Here is a 20997-nt window from a genome sequence, read left to right as displayed (position 1 = left end):
AACAACTACCTAAATGATGGCCATCAACAATGGCCTGACTATGACCTAAATGATCAGGCAATGACCTAAAACTACTTGACCATGACCAAAAATGACTCGATTGATGAACTAATTTACCAGCGGACGACATTCCACAAGCGAGGGTTCGCTTAGCATCAAGTTTCGATGCTCAATGCTAATGCTCAATGCTAATGCTCAAGGTTAATTGTGGGAATCCCAGCGATAACCCATGCCATACACGGTATCGATACAATCAAAGTTAGGGTCCTGGGCAATAAACTTCTTTCTAATCCGTTTTACATGGGAAGTAATCGTCGAATCATCGACGAATATTTTGGCCTCTTGCATCAACTCTTGGCGCTGGCGTACATGTCCTGGGCGCTTTGCGAGCGCATGCACCATCCAAAATTCGGTTACGGTAAGCTCAATCTGTATTGAGTTCCAAAATACCTGCATGCGATTCACATCGATTGTCAGCAAACCATGTTCAACGATATGACTTTCATCGTTACTCGCATTTTTTAGATCTGAGCGTCTAAACAGCGCAGCTAATCTGGCTATTAGATGTGGGAAACTGACATCTTTACTTAAATAATCGTCGGCCCCCAGTCGCAGACCGCATACGGTATCGAAATCACTGTCACGTGCGGTCAAGAAAATAATCGGCAAGGTACTCGACATGGCTCTTAATGATTGGCATAGAGTAAAACCGCCATCGATTTCATTTTCAAGGCCAATATCGATAATGGCAAGATCGGGTAGGCGCGTGTTAAATGCCAACATAGCTTGTGGGCGGTTGGCATAAGCTTGTACACAATAACCTTGTTGCTGCAAAACCTCTTTGTAGTTTTCTCTAATTGCAGCTTCATCTTCTACTATGGCAATTCGTTTCATAACGTCTTAATGAGGGCCTTAACTGTCTAATTGATTGTGACTATACAGGAAAATATCTTGGTTTGAAGACGTGAACCGTGATTGCCATTTTGTTGCCACAATTGAACCTCAAAACGCCACTTTTACTCCCCTTAAAAGCCATTTAGGTAAGGTTTAATAGCGCTATCGAATAAAGCGCAGTTAACAACTTTAAAACGGCAAGCTTTATTAGCCAATTTGAATTTAGTTTAAAAATTACTATCCCAAGGGGAATAACATGAAAAAACAACTTATCTCAACACTCGTCATTAGCGCGTTAGTATTTTCAACTCAAGCATCAGCACAGCAGGGTGTAGACACCGAGCGTAACAATAACGAAGAACTCATCGGGTTAACTTCAGGCATTGTGCTTGGGGCTGTGGTGGGTGGGCCCGTCGGAGCCATTATCGGCGCCTTTACTGGCACCTTGGTGGGTAAATCAGTGGGCGATGATGATGCGTTGCAAACACAGCAAGCCATGCTTGATGAAAAAGAGCTGGAGCTTATTGTACTAAACCAGCAAAACCAATCATTGGTTGAACTTTCAGATCAGTATGAGCAAGCGCAGCAACAGCTTACCAGTTTAAAAATGGCGCAAGAGCAGAAGTTAACTGAATTGGCACTGGGACTGAATGTACAGTTTAAAACGGGTTCATCAACGATTGAGCCTCACTTTCAAAATCAGCTAAATGATATTGCTTTTGCGATGTCACTCTCACCTGAATTGACATTGGACTTGACGGGGTACGCTGACCGCCGTGGTGATGGTGATTATAACCAAGCCTTGTCAGAACAGCGTGTAGCAGAAGTCAAAAGCTATCTTATAGAGCAAGGCGTTACCGAGGCGCGTTTGCATAACCAAGCCTATGGTGACTCTTCTCCTTTGATGGCAGAGCAAAGCTTTGAGAATGACTTTTTTGACCGTCGCGTGACATTGAAGTTGCAAAATCAAGACAGCGCTTTAGCGGCTAATTAACCCCCAGTCATGTAACCGTAAATTTAATTGCTAATTTAACCGAAAGTGACCTGTTTAGTTGAATGTTTTAGACAGGTTTTCGGTGCCACAGAGTCTGCCTCATCGCATCTTTGGGGTAAACAGTCAAAAGGAGTAACAGATGACTGCGTATATATTAAAGCGTGGATTAGCGAATGTTTTAGAGCCTATCGCTAAGCAGAGTCATCGCCAAGGAGGCTCTATTTTTGAGGCGCTTATGGCAAAGAGAGTCGCAATTGGGGCATCGATAGGATCGCTGCAAGCTCGATTACTGCAAGGGGTATTATTGCAGGGGTTATTATTACTTAGTGTATTCGTGCCGCAAAGTGCGATGGCATTAGCGTCAACGGAACCAGTTTCTTTAGATAGCATTACGCAAGGTAGTTTGATATTTGAAAGCGCACAAGGGCAGGTCGCGATTGCGCTACCAATGAAAACCGACATCAGTATGCATATATCAGGCTGGGTGAACCGAGTTTCTGTACGCCATGAATTTAAAAACACGTCGACAGAGTGGGTTAATGGTCAGTATCTATTTCCTTTACCTAATGAAGCGGCGGTTGACCAGCTTAAGCTACATATTGGCGATAGGGAGATAGAAGGACAGATCCAGCCTAAAGCTAAGGCTAAAGCCATTTATGAACAAGCAAAGGCTGAAGGTAAAAAAACCAGTTTACTTGAGCAAAAACGTGCCAATATCTTTAGTGCTCAGGTGGCAAATTTAGCGCCAAATGAAGTGTTGATTGTGGAGCTCACTTATCAAGAAACCTTAGACTATAAAGATGGTTTGTTTAGTCTACGTTTTCCGATGGCGATAGCGCCAAGATATACGCCGAAACAAAGTGGGCATAGCGACAAGCAACGTGATGAGTTGCATCAACAAGTCGCTGCATTCAAGTGGACTAATGCTAAAGAACAAGCGGGCCGAGAGCAAACAAACACGGAACAAACCATCACTCAAAACTTAGTTTCGATAACCGTAAAGTTTGACGCCGCAATGGCAATAGAAAACATCGACAGCCCCTACCATTCTATTAATGTCGATATGGTCGAAGATGCTGCAGCGCAAGTGAGCTTAGATAACAATGCAGTTGCTAATCGTGATTTTGTGCTGACATGGCAGCCCGTACAAGGCCGTGAGCCTACCGCGGTAGTTTTTTCTCAACAAGGTAAAACCCACGCTGCGTTAGCCTCACAAGTTGTGCAAGGCGATAGTCAGTTTAATCAGGGAGTCTCTAAAAGTAAGCCAAAGTATCAACCTCAGTCACAGTCACAGTCACAGTCACAGTCACAGTCACAACTACAGCCTCAGCCACTGCCACAGTTAGAGCTAGATCAGCATAGTCACAACCAACGAACTGACTCAAAAAAGGCGTTAGAAAAATATGCTTTGGTGATGTTAATGCCACCTCAAGGTAGCGTAACTGAGTCATCGTCGATTTCACGTGAACTGATCTTGGTTATCGATACATCAGGTTCGATGTCAGGAGATGCCATCATTCAGGCTAAATCGGCGCTTAAGCATGCGTTAGCGGGATTAAAGCCCCAAGATAGCTTCAATATTTTGCAGTTCAACTCAACTGTTGAGCACTGGTCTAAGTATGCAATGCCAGCAACGGCTATCAATCTTGCTCGAGCACAAGGTTATATCAATGCACTACACGCCGATGGCGGCACTGAAATGTCATTAGCGCTCGATGCTGCATTAACTCGCCTTGGTAATAATAGTGACCATGAAAGAGATGAGCAAAACGCCGCGGCGTCATTACGTCAGGTGTTATTTATTACCGACGGCGCAGTTGCTAATGAGTCTGTGCTATTTGAGCAGATAAAAGATCAATTAGCTGAAAGTCGTTTATTTACTATCGGAATTGGCTCAGCGCCTAATGCCCATTTTATGCAAAGAGCTGCTGAAGTCGGTAGGGGGACTTATACCTACATTGGCAAACTTGATGAGGTTAACCAAAAAGTGGTGTCGCTATTGGAGAAAATAGCGCAGCCTCAAGTCACCGATGTTGATCTTCGTTTTAGCGATGGCAGTGTCCCTGACTATTGGCCTGTACGTATTCCTGATCTTTATGCTCACGAGCCTATCTTGGTCGCTGTAAGAATTCCAAGCTTTGTCAGTAATGACTTACTGATCCAAGGGCAATTAGCGGGGCAATTTTGGCAGCGACGCTTAGAGTTTAATACTGGCAGTCAAGTTAATAACTTGGAGCAAGCCAAAGGTTTAGATTTAATATGGGCAAGAAAACAGATCGCTGCACTAGAGCTGACTAAGCAAGCTGCGAATAAAGAGAGGATTGAAAAGCAGATCGAGGCCATAGCGATGAATTTTCATATTATGAGCGCTTACACTAGCTTAGTCGCAGTGGATGTCTCGCCAATAAAACCTGCCAGTATTGAAACAAAGGAGGCGAGGGTGATGCAGCATCTGCCAAGCGGATGGCAAAAGCTATCACATACGCTTCCGCAAACCGGAACAAATAGTGTTGTGTTGATGATTTTTGGCTCGACTCTGTTGCTGCTAGCGGCTCTATATCGTTTATCGTTTAGGCGTACGGACACCAGTGGATCTGACTATGAGTAGTATTACTGAGCAAGGCAATAATTTTAATGCAGATGCAAGGTGTGATAAACGCCTTATTAGACGATTTCATCGGTATGCGCCGTGGTTGTTATTGGTCGCGGGAGCCGTTTTAGTAATACAAGGTGGATATATGCAAGCTAAAGCACATTTTGCCCAATTTCTTATTCAGCAGGCTTGGCAGAAAACACTTGCAGACCAAAAGCCGCATAAACCTTGGTCATGGGCCGATACGCATCCAGTTGCCAAACTCGACTTTTTTCCGGTTACGACTCACTTAAGCAAGGATTTTGTTGAGTCGGGCAAAAACAACAATCTTAATAACCATGACAGTCTATACGTACTAGCGGGGGCATCGGGCCGAAACTTGGCTTTTGGTCCTGCACAAATGTTATCGTCGGCGAGCGTTAATAGTCAGGGTAACACCGTTATTGCTGGTCATAGAGATACGCACTTTGCAAGACTTAATGGTATTCAAGTCGGCCAGTTGATCCAGTTACAAAACGCATCAGGTAAGAGCCGTATCTATCGTGTGGCTACAGCGCAAGTGACTCACGAATCTGATCTAAGTGTGATTGAAGATAATGGTCAGAGCATATTAACCTTGGTGACCTGTTATCCATTTGGCGTTGAGTTTGCTGGTGGGCCACTGCGGTTTGTTGTTAAGGCGGAGCCTGTTAATTAGAGTGAGCCTTGTTAACGATAAAAAGTACGTGAGTAAGGCTGGCGCTAGGAGTTGTTGTAACCTTAGCGCCACTTCACTTAGTCCATTTTATTTAGTCCACTTAACCTATCACCACAAAAGCTTGCGCTACTTTTCTTCGTGGCACTTATTCCTGTGTGAGTTAATCGAACCTAATGTTATTGCATCTAAGGTCAGCTTAGGCTGAGATTGGCATGACACGGTTTCGGCCTAAGCGCTTAGCTTCATAAAGCTGTTTGTCTGCGCGCTCTATTAGCAGGCTATCAGTATCGTTTAACTGACATTGAGCGACACCAAAAGAGGCGGTGATGTTATTGATAGTGTCGCCTTTTCGTTTGTCTTTCAAAATCAACTTTTCTAGGCTTCGACGCATAGATTCGGCCAGTTGTCGTGTTCGGCCTAATTGGCTCTTTGGCACGATTAAAGCAAACTCTTCACCGCCAAATCGATACAGTTTAGTACCATCTTGGCAAGCTTCACTTAGGCGTTTTGTCACGGCTTTTAACACTTGGTCGCCAAGCTGGTGGCCATAGGTGTCGTTAAACACTTTAAAATGGTCAATATCGGCAATGATTAAGCATAATCCTTGGGGGTGTTGTTCGATAATCCCTTTGAGGTCTTGATTAAATGCGCGTCGGTTTAATACATTGGTTAAGGCGTCAAAATGCATCTCATGTTCAGATTGCTTTAATTTTAGTTTCAAGGCATCTATTTCAGATTGTGCTTTGGCTAGTTGGGCTGTGAAATGCTGGGCACTTTCGCGGATCTCGTTTGAATCTTTAACAAGATGTTTAACGACCGATAGTACTTCTTCAATGGTAAAGCCATCATTTTCGATCTTATTAAGCTTGTTGTAATTATTATCAATTTTGCTATTGAAATGGTTTGCATCAATGTTGGTGTCTTTAAGCGATTGGGAGAGCTCAGTGACCATAGCATCGAGATTAAGGCGCATATCGACGACATCAAGTTCGACGGCATCCGAGAGAAACTCTTGGTAAAGGCGTTCACTTTGACTTGGCGGACAGGTGTTGTAGTGGCTGACGACTTGATCTAAATGCTTATTTAGTTTGACATTTTTTTCACCAACATAAGCATACCATAGCGCATAGTTTATCGGTGTCGTTGGAATTTGATATTTAAGCATTAAAGGAATGGCTTTTTTTAGCTTAGATGCCGATTCCTTTAGCAGTGGACTAGCCATTATGGTCCCTTATTAACAATAGATTATTGGCGCGGTTAATTATATGCCAATGTAAAGTAACGCTATTGTGCATTTTATTTGGCCATTCTATTACGTTTTGATCTGATACAAAACTTGAAAAACGTTTAACTCGTACATAAAAACAGCGAACAAAAATCAGCAGTCAACTTATCCCCATTAGTGACTAAGCATTAAAGGGGTGAATACAGGTCATTAATGGCAGTCTGCTATCAGTGCCGATTGTATGTTTAATGCCAAGTGATAAGCAAAAAGGGCCCGATGAGGTGCCTTTTTTGTAGTAATAAGGTGCTTTTTGTAGTGAAAAATGACCTGGCTTAAAACTGGTAACTTACCGAAAGCATAGGGCCAATAAAGCTATACTCGATGTTGTAATCGGCAATCTTAATACCCGCATCAGTAAAGGTTGAGGTGTATTCAACGTTGACTTCGTAGTAGTTAAAGGCTGCTGTCATATGCCAATTTTCACTGATTGCGGCTTCAACCCCCATTCTTACATCAACTAAACCGCCCTTAAGATCATCTAGCTTGATATAAAAGTATTGCGCATGACCACTGAATTTAAAGCCAGGATAGAACTCGTAAGAGCCGAAAACACCAATATCAGGCAGTGGAGCTGTCAGTTTTTCGTCAACCACTTTGGGAATATCGATAGTGTCTGGGCAGCGTGTTTCTGTGGCAACATCGCAGATCCCTATGTTGCCTTTAAATGCTGTTTTGATAAACATGGCATGTAGACCTACAGATACACCAACATCATAGTTATGACCTTGCCAGATATCATAACCATAACCAATACGCATGATATCGATATTAAGGGTGCTATCTAGCGAAATGCCAGACTTGATATCGTAAGTGGTGTCATCCCACGTAAACTGAAATGGTTTTTCGACTGACTGCACTAATGCATTACGATGAAGCTGTTTCCAATCTGCATAAAGCGTATGACGGTTGTTAAAGTGGTGAGAGAACTCGAAGAAGGGAAGAAATTGAGATTCTTCTAATTTTAAATCAGATTCAAAATCGAGCTTAAAAGCATTACCAAGGAGAGGATCGTTCACATCTATGGTTGAGTCCGTATTGGCATAAAAGCCACCGATACGGATAACAGTATTGTTATCTGCATAGGTCATTGGGCTCGCGACCAAGGCCAATGTTGTAGCACTGCGAATGATGAAACTTTTAAGCATTAAAAGTGACTCCGTCGTTCTTATTCTTATTAGTTTTATATTAGTTTTAATTTTCGAATGTTTAATTATTCGGCTACTAGCATAGCAGGATCTATAGTGATGTGAATAAATTGTTTCGGAAAATGTATGGTTTGTTTGATCTAATGCAAGTTAACCGTCATTACTTACATGCATGACAGGCTAGACATTGCGTACTACAGCGATTTTAGATGAGGGAAAGGCAATACTCTTAATGACTCATTTATGATTAATATTGATAACATTTAAGACTTGCAGATTTTAGTAAACAGTCTAGCTTTGCCCAGTTATACGCTTATTTTGACAGCTAAAATATGTCATTTAAGGGGGCGCGGGGAGTGATGCTAAAAATAACAGGATTAGCTTTAACTAACGCCTTCAATTAAAACGGCACAATGAGAAGGCGTTAGTTAAAGCGGTCATGACATGAGTTGTTTAAAAGAGTTTAGGCAGCAAGATTAACGCCCAAGTTAGGCCGCAGAAAGCTAAGCTCATAAACACGGCTGCAGAGGCGATATCTTTTGCTCGACCGCTTAATGGATGGAGTTCATCGCTAATTCTGTCTACTACGGCTTCGATTGCTGAATTCAGAAGTTCAACGATTAACACCAAAAATAAACCTAGGATGAGTAAAACGCGCTCTACCGTTGTCACGTCTACTAATAATGCTATGGGTAGCATTATCGCAGCTAAGAGCAACTCTTGTCTAAATGCCGCCTCGTGTTTCCAAGCAAGCTGTAGGCCTTGTATTGAAAATCCAGTCGCTCTGATAACGCGTTTTATTCCGTGATTATTAGCAGGTTTCATAGCATTCCAAAATAGTATCCATAACAGTATTCATTATCGCGTTCATACATTATCGTGATAAAAATAGTGCTTTATCATGCGCGATAGTTGCTTGATAGCAATATATTAAGGCTGATAGTTCAAATTTTGAAGGATTATAACATGTTCCATTTTTAATTGAGTTAAAAAGCTAATTTAGCTGTGATCTTAGAGGTAGGGCAAGCATTGATAAGATAGAAATAACTGTTCCAGCAGGTGCCAATGGCATAGAGCCAAAAAGAGAGCTAGGCTTAACTCATGGTGCACAGGATGTGCAATCGAATGTTGAAAAATAGCAGCAAGGAGCAGTGACCATGTTCGTAATACGACTTTTCTTTTTTATCGCTAGTCTAATAACGGCGTTCCTATTTATAGTAACCCATCCTGTTGCAGCTTCGGCCGAAGTTGCACTAAATATGACAGATAAACCGTCAATCCAATTAGCTTCTAAAAGCACCCAACAAATAGCCAATATTTCCGATTACCTGGTCAGTGAGAAACTGGACGGTGTAAGGGGGTATTGGGATGGAAAAGCAATGTACAGTCGTTCAGGAAGATTGATTAATCTGCCGACTTGGTTTGTTGAGGGCTTTCCAGATTTTCCCTTAGACGGAGAGTTATGGATTGAAAGGGGCGCGTTCGAGCAGGTATCTGCAACCGTTAGAAAAATCAAGGCCGCAGACGCCGAATGGGCAAAGGTACGTTTTTGGGTCTTTGATCTACCGGATGATCCCAATGTATTTGAATTACGATATGACAGGGCTAGCAAAGTACTACAAGGTATCAGTCCATTTTTAGGGGTCATAAGGCAATATACATTAAGCACTCATCAAACATTAGACAGTGAGTTACAAAGCATTATTGATGGTAACGGTGAAGGTTTGATGTTACATAAGAAAACAGCCTTGTATAAAGTCGGTCGCAGTAAAGACATTGTTAAGCTGAAACCATTTTATGATGCCGAAGCACTCGTCGTTGCGCATACTCCAGGTAAAGGGAAATTTAGCGGTATGCTTGGGGCTTTAGTGGTTAAAAACGTTCAGGGAAAAGTGTTTAACTTAGGTTCTGGTTTTACGTTGGAGCAAAGGAGAAATCCACCTCAGATTGGTAGCCAAGTGACTTATAAATATTTTGGGCTAACCCAAAAAGGCACGCCAAGATTTGCCAGTTTCTTGCGGGAAAGGCAATCTCAATAATAGCGAATGAGACTCCTGTGAGTCAGGATGAACACCTCTTTTACGTTAATGTTTTCACGTTAATTTTTACGGCTAAAGCCTTTAATGTTTGCGTCTTTATTTTTAAACATGCATCTATGAGGGCAAATAGCTTTTACTAATATTTAGAAAGGTTCGGGCAGATGCTCCGAACCTCCAAAGATTGGTTTCACAGTACAGATAGACAAACAAGTGCATAAGCTCACTTGCCTAAATGACTCAAAATCGATTGGTATTATAAAACTTGCAGAACATCTTTCATTGCCAAACGAGATTTTGGCAGCGCTGCATTATAGTCTTCTTCTGAATGATGGTAGCCCATAGCTAGTGCGACATCACACTGAAAGCCGCCAAGCTCCTCTTTAAAGATCTCACCAATCAATTCACTATCAACACCTTCCATAGTGGTTGAGTCGATTCTTAAGCGAGCAAGGGTGTGCAATGTATTTCCTAGGGCTAAGTAAGTTTGAGATTTTGTCCAAGCAGCATTGTTACCCGCTTCATCCGTATTGAGTTCTACGAAAGCATAAGCGCCAAACGCCTGCTCTCTATCCTCAGCTCCCATACGGCCATCGGCAATACCCTTGTCGACAACCTTTGCATAATCTTCGCGAGTATAGTGAGGGTTGTAAGCAAACAGAACGATATGTGAAGCCGACTTGATATGTGGCTGATTAAATTGAAACTTGTTGGCAAATGAATCATGCATGCGTTGCTTGGCTTCATCACTTTCAATCACAATAAATTTCCAAGGCTGTGAATTGATAGAAGAGGCCGAAAGATTCATTGCTTTATAGATCACATCAAGATCTACTTGGGGAATACGCTTAGATGCATCATAACGTTTTGTGGTGTAACGACTTTCAAGATCGGTAATAATGGGATGAGTCATATTCATATCCTAATGTGGCAAGGTCAATCAATAATTTACGTTAGCGCTATCCTACCGCCATCTTAACCAATGAAGTAGTGCTGATTCGTTGAATTATTATCAATATTTTATTGGTAATAATTGTTTGTTGGTAAGGATTATTTGTTGCAATGAAAGTTTGTTGGCAGTGAAAGTTTGGTGATTGCGAGAGTTTATTGGCAATATGCAGCCATATTGCTTATGGGATCTTAGTGCTAAGCCATTAGATGCTCGTCGCGGTTAACTATGGCTGGCTATGATGACTCTATAGCGCGTAGACTGCTAACGACTGACTATTTTGGGTACTGATATGAAACTAATTTCCTCTGTTCTATTTGTATGTATGGGTAACATATAGGGGCGATTTTTTATTCTTTAAAATCAGCAGGTTAAAATTGTCGTCCAAAATTCCCCAAAAAACACCCTAAATTCTGCCAGTATTTTCGTCCCTTTGAATGAGCTTTGAACTCAAAAAAATAGGCATAGTTCCGGGCTGAAATATCGGCTTACTATGTGGACTTAAATTTAGGCGGTGAAAGTAATCCTCGTAAGTTTTTAGTATTGTAGAGTGCTTAGTTAGATAGCACTTGTTGATACGAAAGCTCGACTATCAGTAATGTTAAATCAAAGCTAAATCTGTGACTCTAATCGAGATAGCCATATAAGACAATAAATAGCTGTTTGAGTCGGTTAACTCCATTGATGTGTTTGGCTTTAATAAAAGAGAGGGCTATGCAGCAAGGCTGATAGCTCTTTAGATAAGTGAAGAGGGGGAACTCTTTTAGTTGTTGAATAGTGCTTCTAGTTCACGAGAGATGTTAGCTTGAATATTATTAAGCTTTTTAGGCGTTACCCGCGTTGTGGCAGGCTGTACATAGTAGGTTTTACCACTCTTTATTGCCGCAGGGTGAAGTTGTCCCTGACTGGCCCAACGTGCAACCTTTCTAGGGCAGTAAAGACCGTCAAAGTTACTTTTGAAACACTCTTTTAACGTCAGTAAATCTTTCATCTGAACAACCCTATTTCTGTGAATAGAGTTATTGAAACAAATAACCAAAAATCGACCAAAACAGTGGTTAAGCTCTAACCTTAAGGTGTTTTTTTTATTTAATAAATATAGTTGAAATGGTGCTTTTTTATTGAACAAATACAGTTGGTTGTAAGAGGGGGACTTTCTATAGATTGATGCAACAAATTTTTAGAAAGATTTTTTGTAAATAAATTTTTGTGGAAACCAATGGTTCAGACTAGCTTAACTTCCTCCCATCCAAAGCCTCGTTGATCATTATAGCGGTCAGTCATTCTTTGATCGGAGTGGCCACATAAAACCTTAGTATCTATACCTTGATCGCGGTATATGCGCTCCGAAAGCGACCTAATTTCGTGAAATGTTGCAGGTGTTCCTGGCCAGTTTATTTCAGCTTTTATTCGAGCGCTTTTAAAAGAACGAGACAGAGTATCGGGATGAATAGGATCGCCAACCTTGTTTGCCGTTCTTGCTATGGTGTGGTGTAGCACAAACTTTGAGTCTTTACATGTTGCTGCTTTTTCGATGATTTCTCCTAGCGAAAGACCTAGCTCAGGAATTGACAGCATTAAGGGGATTTTTAATAGCTTGCCAGTTTTTTGCTGAAATATATGCAGGAAATTATCTTCGATAAAAGAGTAGGGGGCGTGCTCCACTAAATCTGCAAATGAAGCGTAACCATTCGAATTTGTAATGAAGTGATTTGGGTTCTTTTTGTATTGCTCAAAACGGTGTAGCCAATCATCACCTTTGTTTTTTCTTAGTAAACAGAGATCGCTTCTACGCTGGGCAGTCAATAAAGCCAGTTGGTAGCTGAATAAATATGGCGCGTATGTTTGCTGGTGACATATTGCATCAAACTGATTGATAGAGAGCCGAGATTTCTCTACTTTAGATGTAGGGTTCTTAGTGACTTTTGCAGGATTAAAGTCAGATGCAATTTCTCCAGCTTGTGCCGCCTCAGTAAACAGGTCTATATAGACGGAGCGTATGGATTGCGCTGTTCGATTCTTTCCTTGTTTAGTGTAAACATCCAGTAATTGCTTAATGTGTTTTGTTGTGATGCTACTTATGAGCTGTTTCCCATGGTATTTTTCAATCGTTCCTAATACGTGCTTCTTTGCCCGCCAAGTATTTGGCTTTATCTGGCCTTGGTTTAACTTTTCTTCATGCAGCTTGATATAGGTTTTTATCCATTTAGAGAGCTTTAAATGCTGTACAGACAACGTTGGCGCATTAATAATTGCTGAGACTCTTTTGTTAACTATTTGTGGGAGAATTATGGCGTTTAGGGCCATAGCCTGCTGCATAGCAGAGGTAATATTGCTACCAAGTGAACGATATTGTTTAATTTCTCCAAAGGCTGCTTTCCCATATCTTGGATCTCGATATTGGCAAGCTATTCCGTTCTTAGCCCGACAGTCTCTTTTTATATAAAGATTGAGCACACCGTGCTGATTTAAATCGTTTCTCATTAGTCAAATTCATTCTAAGAGCCTTGTTGTAAGTGTATGAAAAAAATGGTATTAGTAAAGAAACATGTTTAACGAAGTTAAAGATTTTCTTCCATTTCAACCTAGCTTAAACCGCTGACTTCTAAGCCGGTTAAAAAATTTTTACTAGTTAACGGCCTTGAGATTGCTGAAACGTCAAATCTCTTTTCTGCAAGTAAGCATACATCGGTTTCATGTTCTTATGACCCAACATATCCGATGAAGTGCTTACCAATGGGGCATTAGTGGCTATTTCTTGTATCGATGAACTTATCGTTATTCTGTTGTTTGAATTGCACTTTGTTGGGCTTGATTCCAATTCAGTTTCGAACTCTTGAAGCAGGTTTCGTCCAAGTGGTCTAAGTTCGGCAAACGTTGGTGCCTTATCGTTTAACCAGTCTAACTTGAGCTCTTGATGGATTAGAACTGTAAATGATTTGGATAGCTTTACTGGGTTAATCGGCTTGTTCTCTTTACTTGCAGGATCCTTAAGTAAGAACGTTGAATCGATAGTTACCTGCTTTAATAAATCCGTTATAACCTCGCCTAAGCTCGGTAGATCTTTGTTGACACGGTGGCTGAGTTTTAACTTAACAACGTGTCTCGTTTTCTGCTGGTAAACAACCAGTAGCCCTCTATCTTTATCGATATAGCTATAAGGGGCTAAATCAACTCGAGATTGAAAGCTTTGGCTGGCTTGTGCTCTATAGCTAGCATTTTGCTCAAAACGCTTTACTCGCTCATCCCAATCTTCACCTTTTGCTATGCGTATTAAGCACAAATCTGTAATACGTAATGCAGTTGTTGTGGCAAGTTCGATTACAGACTTTAAGAAGGGCTTCTTTTCTAAAGTGCTGAGTATGAGTTTTAATACTGGTTCTGAGATACGGCTACGTTTTACTGGAACTTTTACCGGGTTTGTATGCTCGACAGGGTTAAAAGGAAAGCTCACTAGGCCTTCTGTGTAGCAAGCTTTTAACATTTTTGAATACATGCTTCTAAGCTCCTTTGCAGTGCGATACGATTCTTTCTCTAAAAGCTGGTTGATATGGGCCTGTATATTTGCGCTACTAATCAGATTCACAGGGCTTTCGCCCCACCAGGCTTCAATTTTGTTTAGCTGTACTAGGTAGTTTTTTTCGGTCGTCGGGCTAATTCCGTCGTAGCTTTTACCAACTCTTTGTTTATTTTTATTTCTAGTAAAGGCAACAAGGTCTCGTACTTTTAGACTAGATTTACATGTCACAACTGTTGAAACAGGCACTTTAATATACGCAGGAGGTGGAATAACAAGGCCACTAGACGTGATCACTGAGCCTGGATTTGCTTTGTTCCAAGCGTGAACCCCTTCTTGAACTTTATTGTATTTTTGAAGTGCTCTATCGAAGTTAGAACCAAGACTGATGACCTTCTTATCGCTTTTTAGGCCGCCGACAATGCAATAAAATGGGTTAATCATCTGAAAGGCAAAGCCTGAAGCTGATTTTTTACAAGATTTTCGATAGAAACCTTGCGGTAAATCCGCATTTTCTTGTGATCTCTTTCTACCCATTACACTTCCTCCTGTGCCGAAACATTATGTTGAACCGACAAAAGACTTGTTGTTTTGCTGTGCATTAAAGCTAAAAAATGAACCATTAATTTGTTCCCAATTCGTTGAACACGGGCGAATTGAAACAGCAATTTTAAAATCTTCAAAAAACCGAATAAGCTCTAATTATTTATTTCATGTGTAAGCCTATGATTTTAAATGGGGAATAAAAATAAGAAATTTTTTAATAAAAAAGTTTTGTTTTTATGAAAGTTGATGTTGGGGTTTGTGCATTGATTTGGTGGAGGGTTAACTTGGGTTAGGTGATCGCAGGATAGGGCATTTACGTGGTGTGTTGGAAGCCCAATTTTGCTGCATGCGGCAATTGAAGCTCCACTAAAAATGCTAACACCTTCCATTGAATCGCCATTGCATAGGCCCACGAAAGTTGAACTTGGTTGCTCAATTAACAACTCATCAAGGCTCAGTAGAAACTGGTTGTAATGTAAGCGTCTGGCGAAGCACACCTTCATAACTTAGCAGTCCGTCGCCATCATTGTTCTTTTGCTCCACGGGAGAATGATATTTTCGGCAACAGCACTCGGCTCGATGTCACTTTGATCTGTGGCATCACTGATATGCGCAAATCTATTGATGGTTTGAGTAATATCGTCGCCTATGAGTTACAACAAGAGCCCTGTAATGAACACTTGTTTGTCTTCTGCAACCGCCAGCGCAATAAGTTGAAGATTTTGCAGTGGACCAGCAACGGATTCAGGCTACATTACAAACGACCTGAGCAGAACACCTTTAAATGGCCAGGCATCGAAGACGAGCAATTGAGTTTGCGTATTACACCTCAGCAACTCGATTGGTTAATCGCCGGCCAGCCACTGATACAACCCCATGCTCATCCAGCACTCTGCTATCACTATCATGACTTATAACCAGTGATCATAAGCAGGATTTATTGATCACCAATTAATCTAAATAAACACAAGCGGTTAGTAGTGAGTTCGTCGATAACAGTCGCATGAAATTCGACCATAAAAATCTCCCGGATGATCCGGAGTTACTAAAGAAAATTACCCTGAAACAGCAGATCAAGCTGCTGCACTTGGAAGAATAATTTCGCTTGGCTCAACAAAAGCAGTTCGGCAAGAGTGCCGAGGGGCATCCCGGCCAAGGCGAGTTGTTTAACGAGGTTTAAGTCGAAGCAGAAACTCTTGAGCCTGAAGAGTTGGTAGAAGTAAGCAAATCACCTCGTAAAAAGCCAGTGCGCAAACCTCAGCCAGCCGATTTACCCCGTGAAGTAGTAACCCATGACATTAGCGCCGCAGACAAAATCTGCGACTGCTGTGGCGGTTTCTTGCATCAGCTGGGTGAAGAAAAAAGCGAGAAACTCGAGTTTATTCCTACCCGGATCAAAGTCATCGAACACGTTCGGCTAAAGTACAACTGTCGTCACTGTGACAAGCAAGCTACAGAGGTCAAAATCAAAATAGCCCCGGTGCCGGCCAGCCCCATCCCCAAGGGCATTGCCACCGCGTCACTGCTCAGCCAAATCATCACCAGTAAGTACCAATATGGCTTGCCCCTGTATCGTCAGGAGAGCTTGTTCCAGCAATATGGTATCGAGTTGAGCCGCAAAACCATGGCCGACTGGATGATGAAATGCAATGAGCTGTTGCAACCGCTTTACGATAAATTGCGTGAAGTTTTACTGCAACAGGCAGTCATCCAGGCAGACGAAACCACACTCAACGTGCTCAAAGAAGACAAGACGACCTGCTATATGTGGCTGTATGCCACCGGCACTGACGCGCCAAATAATCAGGGCATACCTAATATCGTGCTGTACGACTATCAGGCCAGTCGCGCCGGACAGTGTGCGGTAGATTTTCTTGACGGATTTAGTGGTTACCTTCAAGTCGATGGTTACGCCGGTTATGGTAAAACCGATGCAGAACTAGTGGGTTGCTGGGCGCATGCTCGTCGTAAGTTCAAAGAGGCTGAAATCGCTCAGCCTAAAGGTAAAACCGGCAAGGCTAACTGGGCACTGAATCACATCCAAAAGCTCTACCGAATCGAAACTCTGAATAAAGATAGCAGCCATAAAGTCCGGCGACAACAAAGGCAACTGCACAGCCAACCTTTACTGGATGAGTTGCATCGTTGCTTGGAGAAATCTCAACTACATGTTCCACCCAAGAGCAGCTTGGGGAAGGCTATAACCTATAACCTATAACCTATAACCTATAACCTGAATCAATGGTCGAATCTAAACCGTTATCTTGAAGATGGGCGACTTAACATTGACAATAATCGCGCCGAGCGAGCCATAAAGCCGTTCGTGATTGGGCGCAAGAACTGGCTATTTACTAATACAGCCAATGGTGCGCACGCCAGCGCCATGCTTTACAGCATGATAGAAACAGCCAAGGCTAATGGACTCACGCCCTTCGACTATCTCGTGCACTGCCTCGAGCACTTGTCACTCAAGCCCGAGAGCCTAGAGCACTTGTTACCCTAGAATGCAAAACTAGGCTAGGTGTAGATCACCGGACGGATACCGTTGATCTAAGCAAGGCGTAGTTCACCGGACGCTCACAGATAACCTGAGAGGCTTCAGTTTTAACCCCCACAAAGCGCATTGAGGGACGTGTCGATGCTTCAGCTATCGCATCGGCATCGATGTAATCATTTTTATTGGTTTTGACGTAAGGCTTAACGTACTGCGGGGGAATGAGTTTAACTTCATGCCCAAGAGATTGGCATTTTCTAGCTAGCCAATGTAAGCCACCACATGACTCCATCGCAATGATGGTTGCAGGTGTTTGAGATAAAAACTCAATAAGCTTTGTACGAGATAAGTGCTTTCGAAATTGCTCTCGACCGCAGTAGTCATGAGCAACAAGATGAAAAGAAGGTTTGCCTAAATCGATTCCAATTACTTTAATAGTAGACATGATGGTTCGCCTCTTTGATAGCCTAACCCTAAGGTTAGCTTAGGGGTGAGGCGGACCATCTAATTAAACCTAGACAATATCTCATCTAGGTTTTTATAAAATATAGAGGAGAAGAACAAACTATTCCCCCACTATTTTACATCTTTATTTGTTAATTCTTCTTGACGCAATAAGGCCTAGTAATATTAAAGTCCAGCCCATACTACCTCCGCTGTCAGAGCTTTCGTTTTTCTCTTCATGAGTAGGTTCGACATTCTTTATGGTAATTTTTGTCACTGTGCTCACAGAGACAACATCATCACTAGACGTTAATCGTACTTCAATCACAGAGTCACTTGTAATTTCAGGTGCTGTAAACTTAACTGATGCAGATGAATTATCAGACATCATTACTGTAGGCCCAGATATTTGCTCCCAATAATAAGATAGGCTGTCACCATCAGGATCTGAATTATCCGAAACGAGAGTAATTGAGCTCCCTTCATTAACAGTAGCTGGGTGGTCAGTAATTATTACAACAGGAGGCTTATTTACATGTTGCACATTTACAGATATCAAGCTTATTGCTGAATCCCTGCCGTCAAACACACTGAGTTCTAAAGTAAAAGCCATATCACTAGATACTGATGGTGTTGTAAATGAGACTTCTGGCGAAGATGCATTAACAATTTCAACGTTGCTACCAGATATTTGTCTCCAGTTGAAAGTTAACTCATCATTTTCAGCATCAGAAGTTGATGATGCATCAATACTAACATAATATTCTTCATCAAAAGTATATTCAGAAGGTATAGTAATCTGTGGTAATTGGTTTGTAAGCTCGCCTGCAAGAGCGCCAATAACAGCCACTTTACCACTAACAGCACCATCTGAATCATTCAAACCACCATCTGAAATAACTAATTTAATACAGTTATCGCCAGACGCTAAACCTAAACTATATTTTGAACTTTTCAGTGGTGGACAGTTTCCAATAGGATCTCTTTTAGCTGAAGCAATACTATTATGACTATCTAGCATAAAATCTTGCCAGCCATTATTTTCATTATAAATTCGATAAATCGCGTCTTCTGCAATCATCTTTCCATAAGATAACGGCACTATCACAGGTATTGAATCACCAGCTAATGATAAACCAGAGACATTGAAGTTCATGATTTTATCTTGAGGCTCAAAGTGGTAGTCAAAAGCATTATCTACCTCGCTAAAATTAATACTGCCAAATAGAGCTAATTCAGCAAAGTCGATAGTAGCATATTGAGCATGAACACTACGTGATGGCAATATAATATTGCCTAATGATAATCTTAACCCGCTAACGGTTTCTATTGGTAATTGACCAAGAGACCAAGGTAAACGATATGGAATAATATCGATATCTAAGTAATCAGAGATTCCATCCTTATCACTATCTTGATAGCCTTCTTCGCTATCGCTAATACCATCTTTATCAGCGTCGCTTTCTAAACTTAACTCGTCAAGATTATCATCTACAACTAGCGCTATAGTTTGCTTAATAGAAAGAAGTTCCTCCGTATCTTTTTCTTTTACTGTGACAGTCAAAGCATAAACACCGTTTGATATATATTGTGGGCTTAACTCAAACGTTGACATTAAATCGTCATTACTTAAATCAACTATGTCGCTGAACTCTGAATTCCACTGAATATCATGGGTATCTGAATTATTTATATCGGAGATTATAGCTTTAACCGTGACTACACCATCATGAGGATTGATAACCTGTACTGATAAATTATTTTGATAAGTTAATACTGAAACGTCAGGCGCATAATTATCATTAATAACACTTAAAGTAACTTTTACATCATCGGTAAGTTTTGCATTTTCAGCACTTAACAAAGTAAGAATTGCTTGTTCACCAGTTACTGCATCAACAGGGATGTCGATTAATAACGCACTTGAAATGCCTTCGTTAATAATCAGTTGGCCCGTTACATTATCAATTGCGGAACCAGATAATTCATAATTAATAGTTACAGGATATTTAGCTGCTTCCCCTGATAAATAAACGTCTAATGTAGAAACTGAGTTTGAAGTGGCAACCTTGTTTAGACCTACATTTATTAACGGGTTTATATGAACCTCTTGTTCAAGTTCAACCTCATTCCCTGAGTTATCAATAGCTTTGAATTCTATATAATGTATTCCTGAGTAGTAAAAATCCGAAAATACTGCACTTGCAATAACTTCTCCATCCACTAAGTCAATAGCATTGATAGAAACTAAGTCTGAGATATCAGTTAAAACTCCTTGTGCTGTAATTGAAATAATTTCCATTTTTGAAAATACAGGTGACGTTGTATCTACTATGGAGATAACTTGTTCAGCTTTAGTGGTATTGCCAGCGTAGTCGATAGCTGTCCAAGTTATTGTATGCTCACCTATTGATAATGGCCCGCTATAATCAGAGCTAATGGTTGGGATATTTAAGTTATCATCACTGACTTGTGGGATATTTAACTCAATAGCTGTTGTAAGGCCTGTCGCTTCAAATTCTAGATTAGTAATCACATCAAAAATTGGAGCTTGAACATCACCTATAGCATCATTTAAAGGTTCTATATCGTCTACGTCTACTATACCATCACCGTCATCGTCAAGGTCTGCATTATTACCAATACCATCACCATCAGTATCTAATGACTCTGTTTGATCTAATGGAAATGCATCTACAGTATCCTCAACTCCATCATTATCTCCATCTAAATCAGCATTATTACCAATACCGTCATTATCCGTATCTAGCCATTCAGCAGGGTTAAGTGGGAACACATCTATGGCATCTACTGCGCCGTCACCGTCAGTATCAGCTACTTCAGGGTTAGTCCCGGATAAAAATTCTGTGCTATTACCTAAGCCATCTCCGTCAGAGTCTCTCAGATCATGAATGTATAAGAAGACATCATCTAAACGAGAAGATTGAGAATCAGAGGCCTCCAAGTCAACTCGATAACTTATGCTACGCGTACCTTCAGGAATAAGAGCCGTTAACTCTCGTTCCATCCAAATATACCGTTCAGTGCTGGCTTTAGAAATGATGACAGGTAAACCTATCATCACACCATCAGCGTCTTTAAAGGTTACTTGAATAGCAGCACCATCGCCTGCGCTCCAACCACCAAACTTCACTTGCATTGCATTATCGGCAAGTGCACGATCAAGCGTTGTACTATCAGAAAAACCTAACTCTGCGAAGGATAGTTCTTGTTCAATATAACCTAAGCCTCCTCTAGAATCACTCTTGGTGGTGACTAATAAATCATCAATCCCAAGGCGGTTTTCAAGAGTTACAGAGTAGAGATAACTAAACGTCCAATCAGTTTGGCGTTTAAGGAAAGAATTATTTGCAAGTAAGTTACGGTCAGTAAACTCAACATC

The 20997-nt window shown here is 41.2% G+C and carries 14 protein-coding genes and 2 pseudogenes; 6 read left to right on the top strand and 10 right to left on the bottom strand.

Annotated elements, in window-relative coordinates; all coding sequences use genetic code 11:
* Positions 1-201 precede the first annotated feature (201 nt).
* Positions 202-894 (bottom strand): proteobacterial dedicated sortase system response regulator, encoded by a 693-nt coding sequence (pdsR, locus tag ACVBIO_RS11720; RefSeq protein WP_447159974.1) that lies wholly within the window; start codon positions 892-894, stop codon positions 202-204.
* A 256-nt stretch (positions 895-1150) separates the two neighbouring features.
* On the opposite strand from pdsR, the gene pdsO reads away from it, so the two are divergent.
* From pdsO to ACVBIO_RS11705, 3 genes are all read left to right on the top strand, one after another.
* Positions 1151-1888 carry a sortase-associated OmpA-like protein PdsO gene (pdsO, locus tag ACVBIO_RS11715; RefSeq protein ID WP_447172682.1) on the top strand — a complete coding sequence of 246 codons (738 nt, stop codon included), beginning with the start codon at positions 1151-1153 and terminating at the stop codon, positions 1886-1888.
* A gap of 139 nt (positions 1889-2027) precedes the next feature.
* A complete protein-coding gene (locus tag ACVBIO_RS11710) occupies positions 2028-4496 on the top strand; it encodes a marine proteobacterial sortase target protein (RefSeq protein WP_447172681.1) in 2469 nt (822 codons plus the stop codon).
* A complete protein-coding gene (locus tag ACVBIO_RS11705; RefSeq protein ID WP_447172680.1) occupies positions 4489-5178 on the top strand; it encodes a class GN sortase in 690 nt (229 codons plus the stop codon). Before ACVBIO_RS11710 ends, ACVBIO_RS11705 begins: the two co-directional genes overlap by 8 nt.
* A gap of 196 nt (positions 5179-5374) precedes the next feature.
* On the opposite strand, the gene ACVBIO_RS11700 is transcribed toward ACVBIO_RS11705, so the two are convergent.
* The 3 genes from ACVBIO_RS11700 to ACVBIO_RS11690 all read right to left on the bottom strand — a co-directional run bounded on the left by ACVBIO_RS11700 (position 5375) and on the right by ACVBIO_RS11690 (position 8433).
* The gene (locus ACVBIO_RS11700; RefSeq protein WP_447159970.1) at positions 5375-6400 is read right to left on the bottom strand and encodes a GGDEF domain-containing protein; all 1026 of its coding nucleotides are present in this window, start codon (positions 6398-6400) and stop codon (positions 5375-5377) included.
* 335 nt (positions 6401-6735) lie between these two features.
* Positions 6736-7608, bottom strand: a complete 873-nt coding sequence (locus ACVBIO_RS11695) for a hypothetical protein (protein ID WP_447172679.1) — start codon at positions 7606-7608, stop codon at positions 6736-6738.
* Positions 7609-8061: 453 nt separating this feature from the next.
* Positions 8062-8433 (bottom strand): diacylglycerol kinase, encoded by a 372-nt coding sequence (locus ACVBIO_RS11690; protein ID WP_447159968.1) that lies wholly within the window; start codon positions 8431-8433, stop codon positions 8062-8064.
* Positions 8434-8765: 332 nt separating this feature from the next.
* Here ACVBIO_RS11690 and ACVBIO_RS11685 point away from each other — a divergent pair, with 332 nt between their 5' ends.
* Complete coding sequence (locus ACVBIO_RS11685; RefSeq protein WP_447169532.1) at positions 8766-9647, top strand: DNA ligase; 882 nt, start codon at positions 8766-8768, stop codon at positions 9645-9647.
* A gap of 253 nt (positions 9648-9900) precedes the next feature.
* Here ACVBIO_RS11685 and ACVBIO_RS11680 read toward each other — a convergent pair whose 3' ends face one another.
* The 4 genes from ACVBIO_RS11680 to ACVBIO_RS11665 form a co-directional block, all read right to left on the bottom strand.
* Positions 9901-10557, bottom strand: coding sequence for a nitroreductase family protein (locus ACVBIO_RS11680; protein ID WP_447159966.1), 657 nt, complete (start codon positions 10555-10557; stop codon positions 9901-9903).
* 799 nt (positions 10558-11356) lie between these two features.
* Positions 11357-11584, bottom strand: a complete 228-nt coding sequence (locus ACVBIO_RS11675; protein WP_447172678.1) for an excisionase — start codon at positions 11582-11584, stop codon at positions 11357-11359.
* A gap of 233 nt (positions 11585-11817) precedes the next feature.
* Positions 11818-13077, bottom strand: coding sequence for a tyrosine-type recombinase/integrase (locus tag ACVBIO_RS11670; protein ID WP_447172677.1), 1260 nt, complete (start codon positions 13075-13077; stop codon positions 11818-11820).
* Between the two features lie 148 nt (positions 13078-13225).
* Positions 13226-14647 (bottom strand): hypothetical protein, encoded by a 1422-nt coding sequence (locus ACVBIO_RS11665; protein ID WP_447172676.1) that lies wholly within the window; start codon positions 14645-14647, stop codon positions 13226-13228.
* Positions 14648-15243: 596 nt separating this feature from the next.
* Here ACVBIO_RS11665 and tnpB point away from each other — a divergent pair.
* Both tnpB and tnpC read left to right on the top strand, forming a co-directional pair.
* The gene (gene tnpB / locus ACVBIO_RS11660) at positions 15244-15573 is read left to right on the top strand and encodes an IS66 family insertion sequence element accessory protein TnpB (protein WP_447172675.1); all 330 of its coding nucleotides are present in this window, start codon (positions 15244-15246) and stop codon (positions 15571-15573) included.
* Positions 15574-15659: 86 nt separating this feature from the next.
* Positions 15660-17159 (top strand): annotated as a pseudogene (gene tnpC / locus ACVBIO_RS11655) (IS66 family transposase).
* A gap of 79 nt (positions 17160-17238) precedes the next feature.
* Here tnpC and ACVBIO_RS11650 read toward each other — a convergent pair.
* Positions 17239-17595 (bottom strand): annotated as a pseudogene (locus ACVBIO_RS11650) (IS110 family transposase); the annotation flags it as partial.
* A 144-nt stretch (positions 17596-17739) separates the two neighbouring features.
* On the bottom strand, positions 17740-20997 hold a 3258-nt coding region (locus tag ACVBIO_RS11645; RefSeq protein WP_447172674.1), incomplete at its 5' end, for a PKD domain-containing protein.

The organism is Shewanella sp. 0m-8, from assembly GCF_052977265.1.
This window is presented reverse-complemented; position numbering and strand designations above follow the sequence as displayed.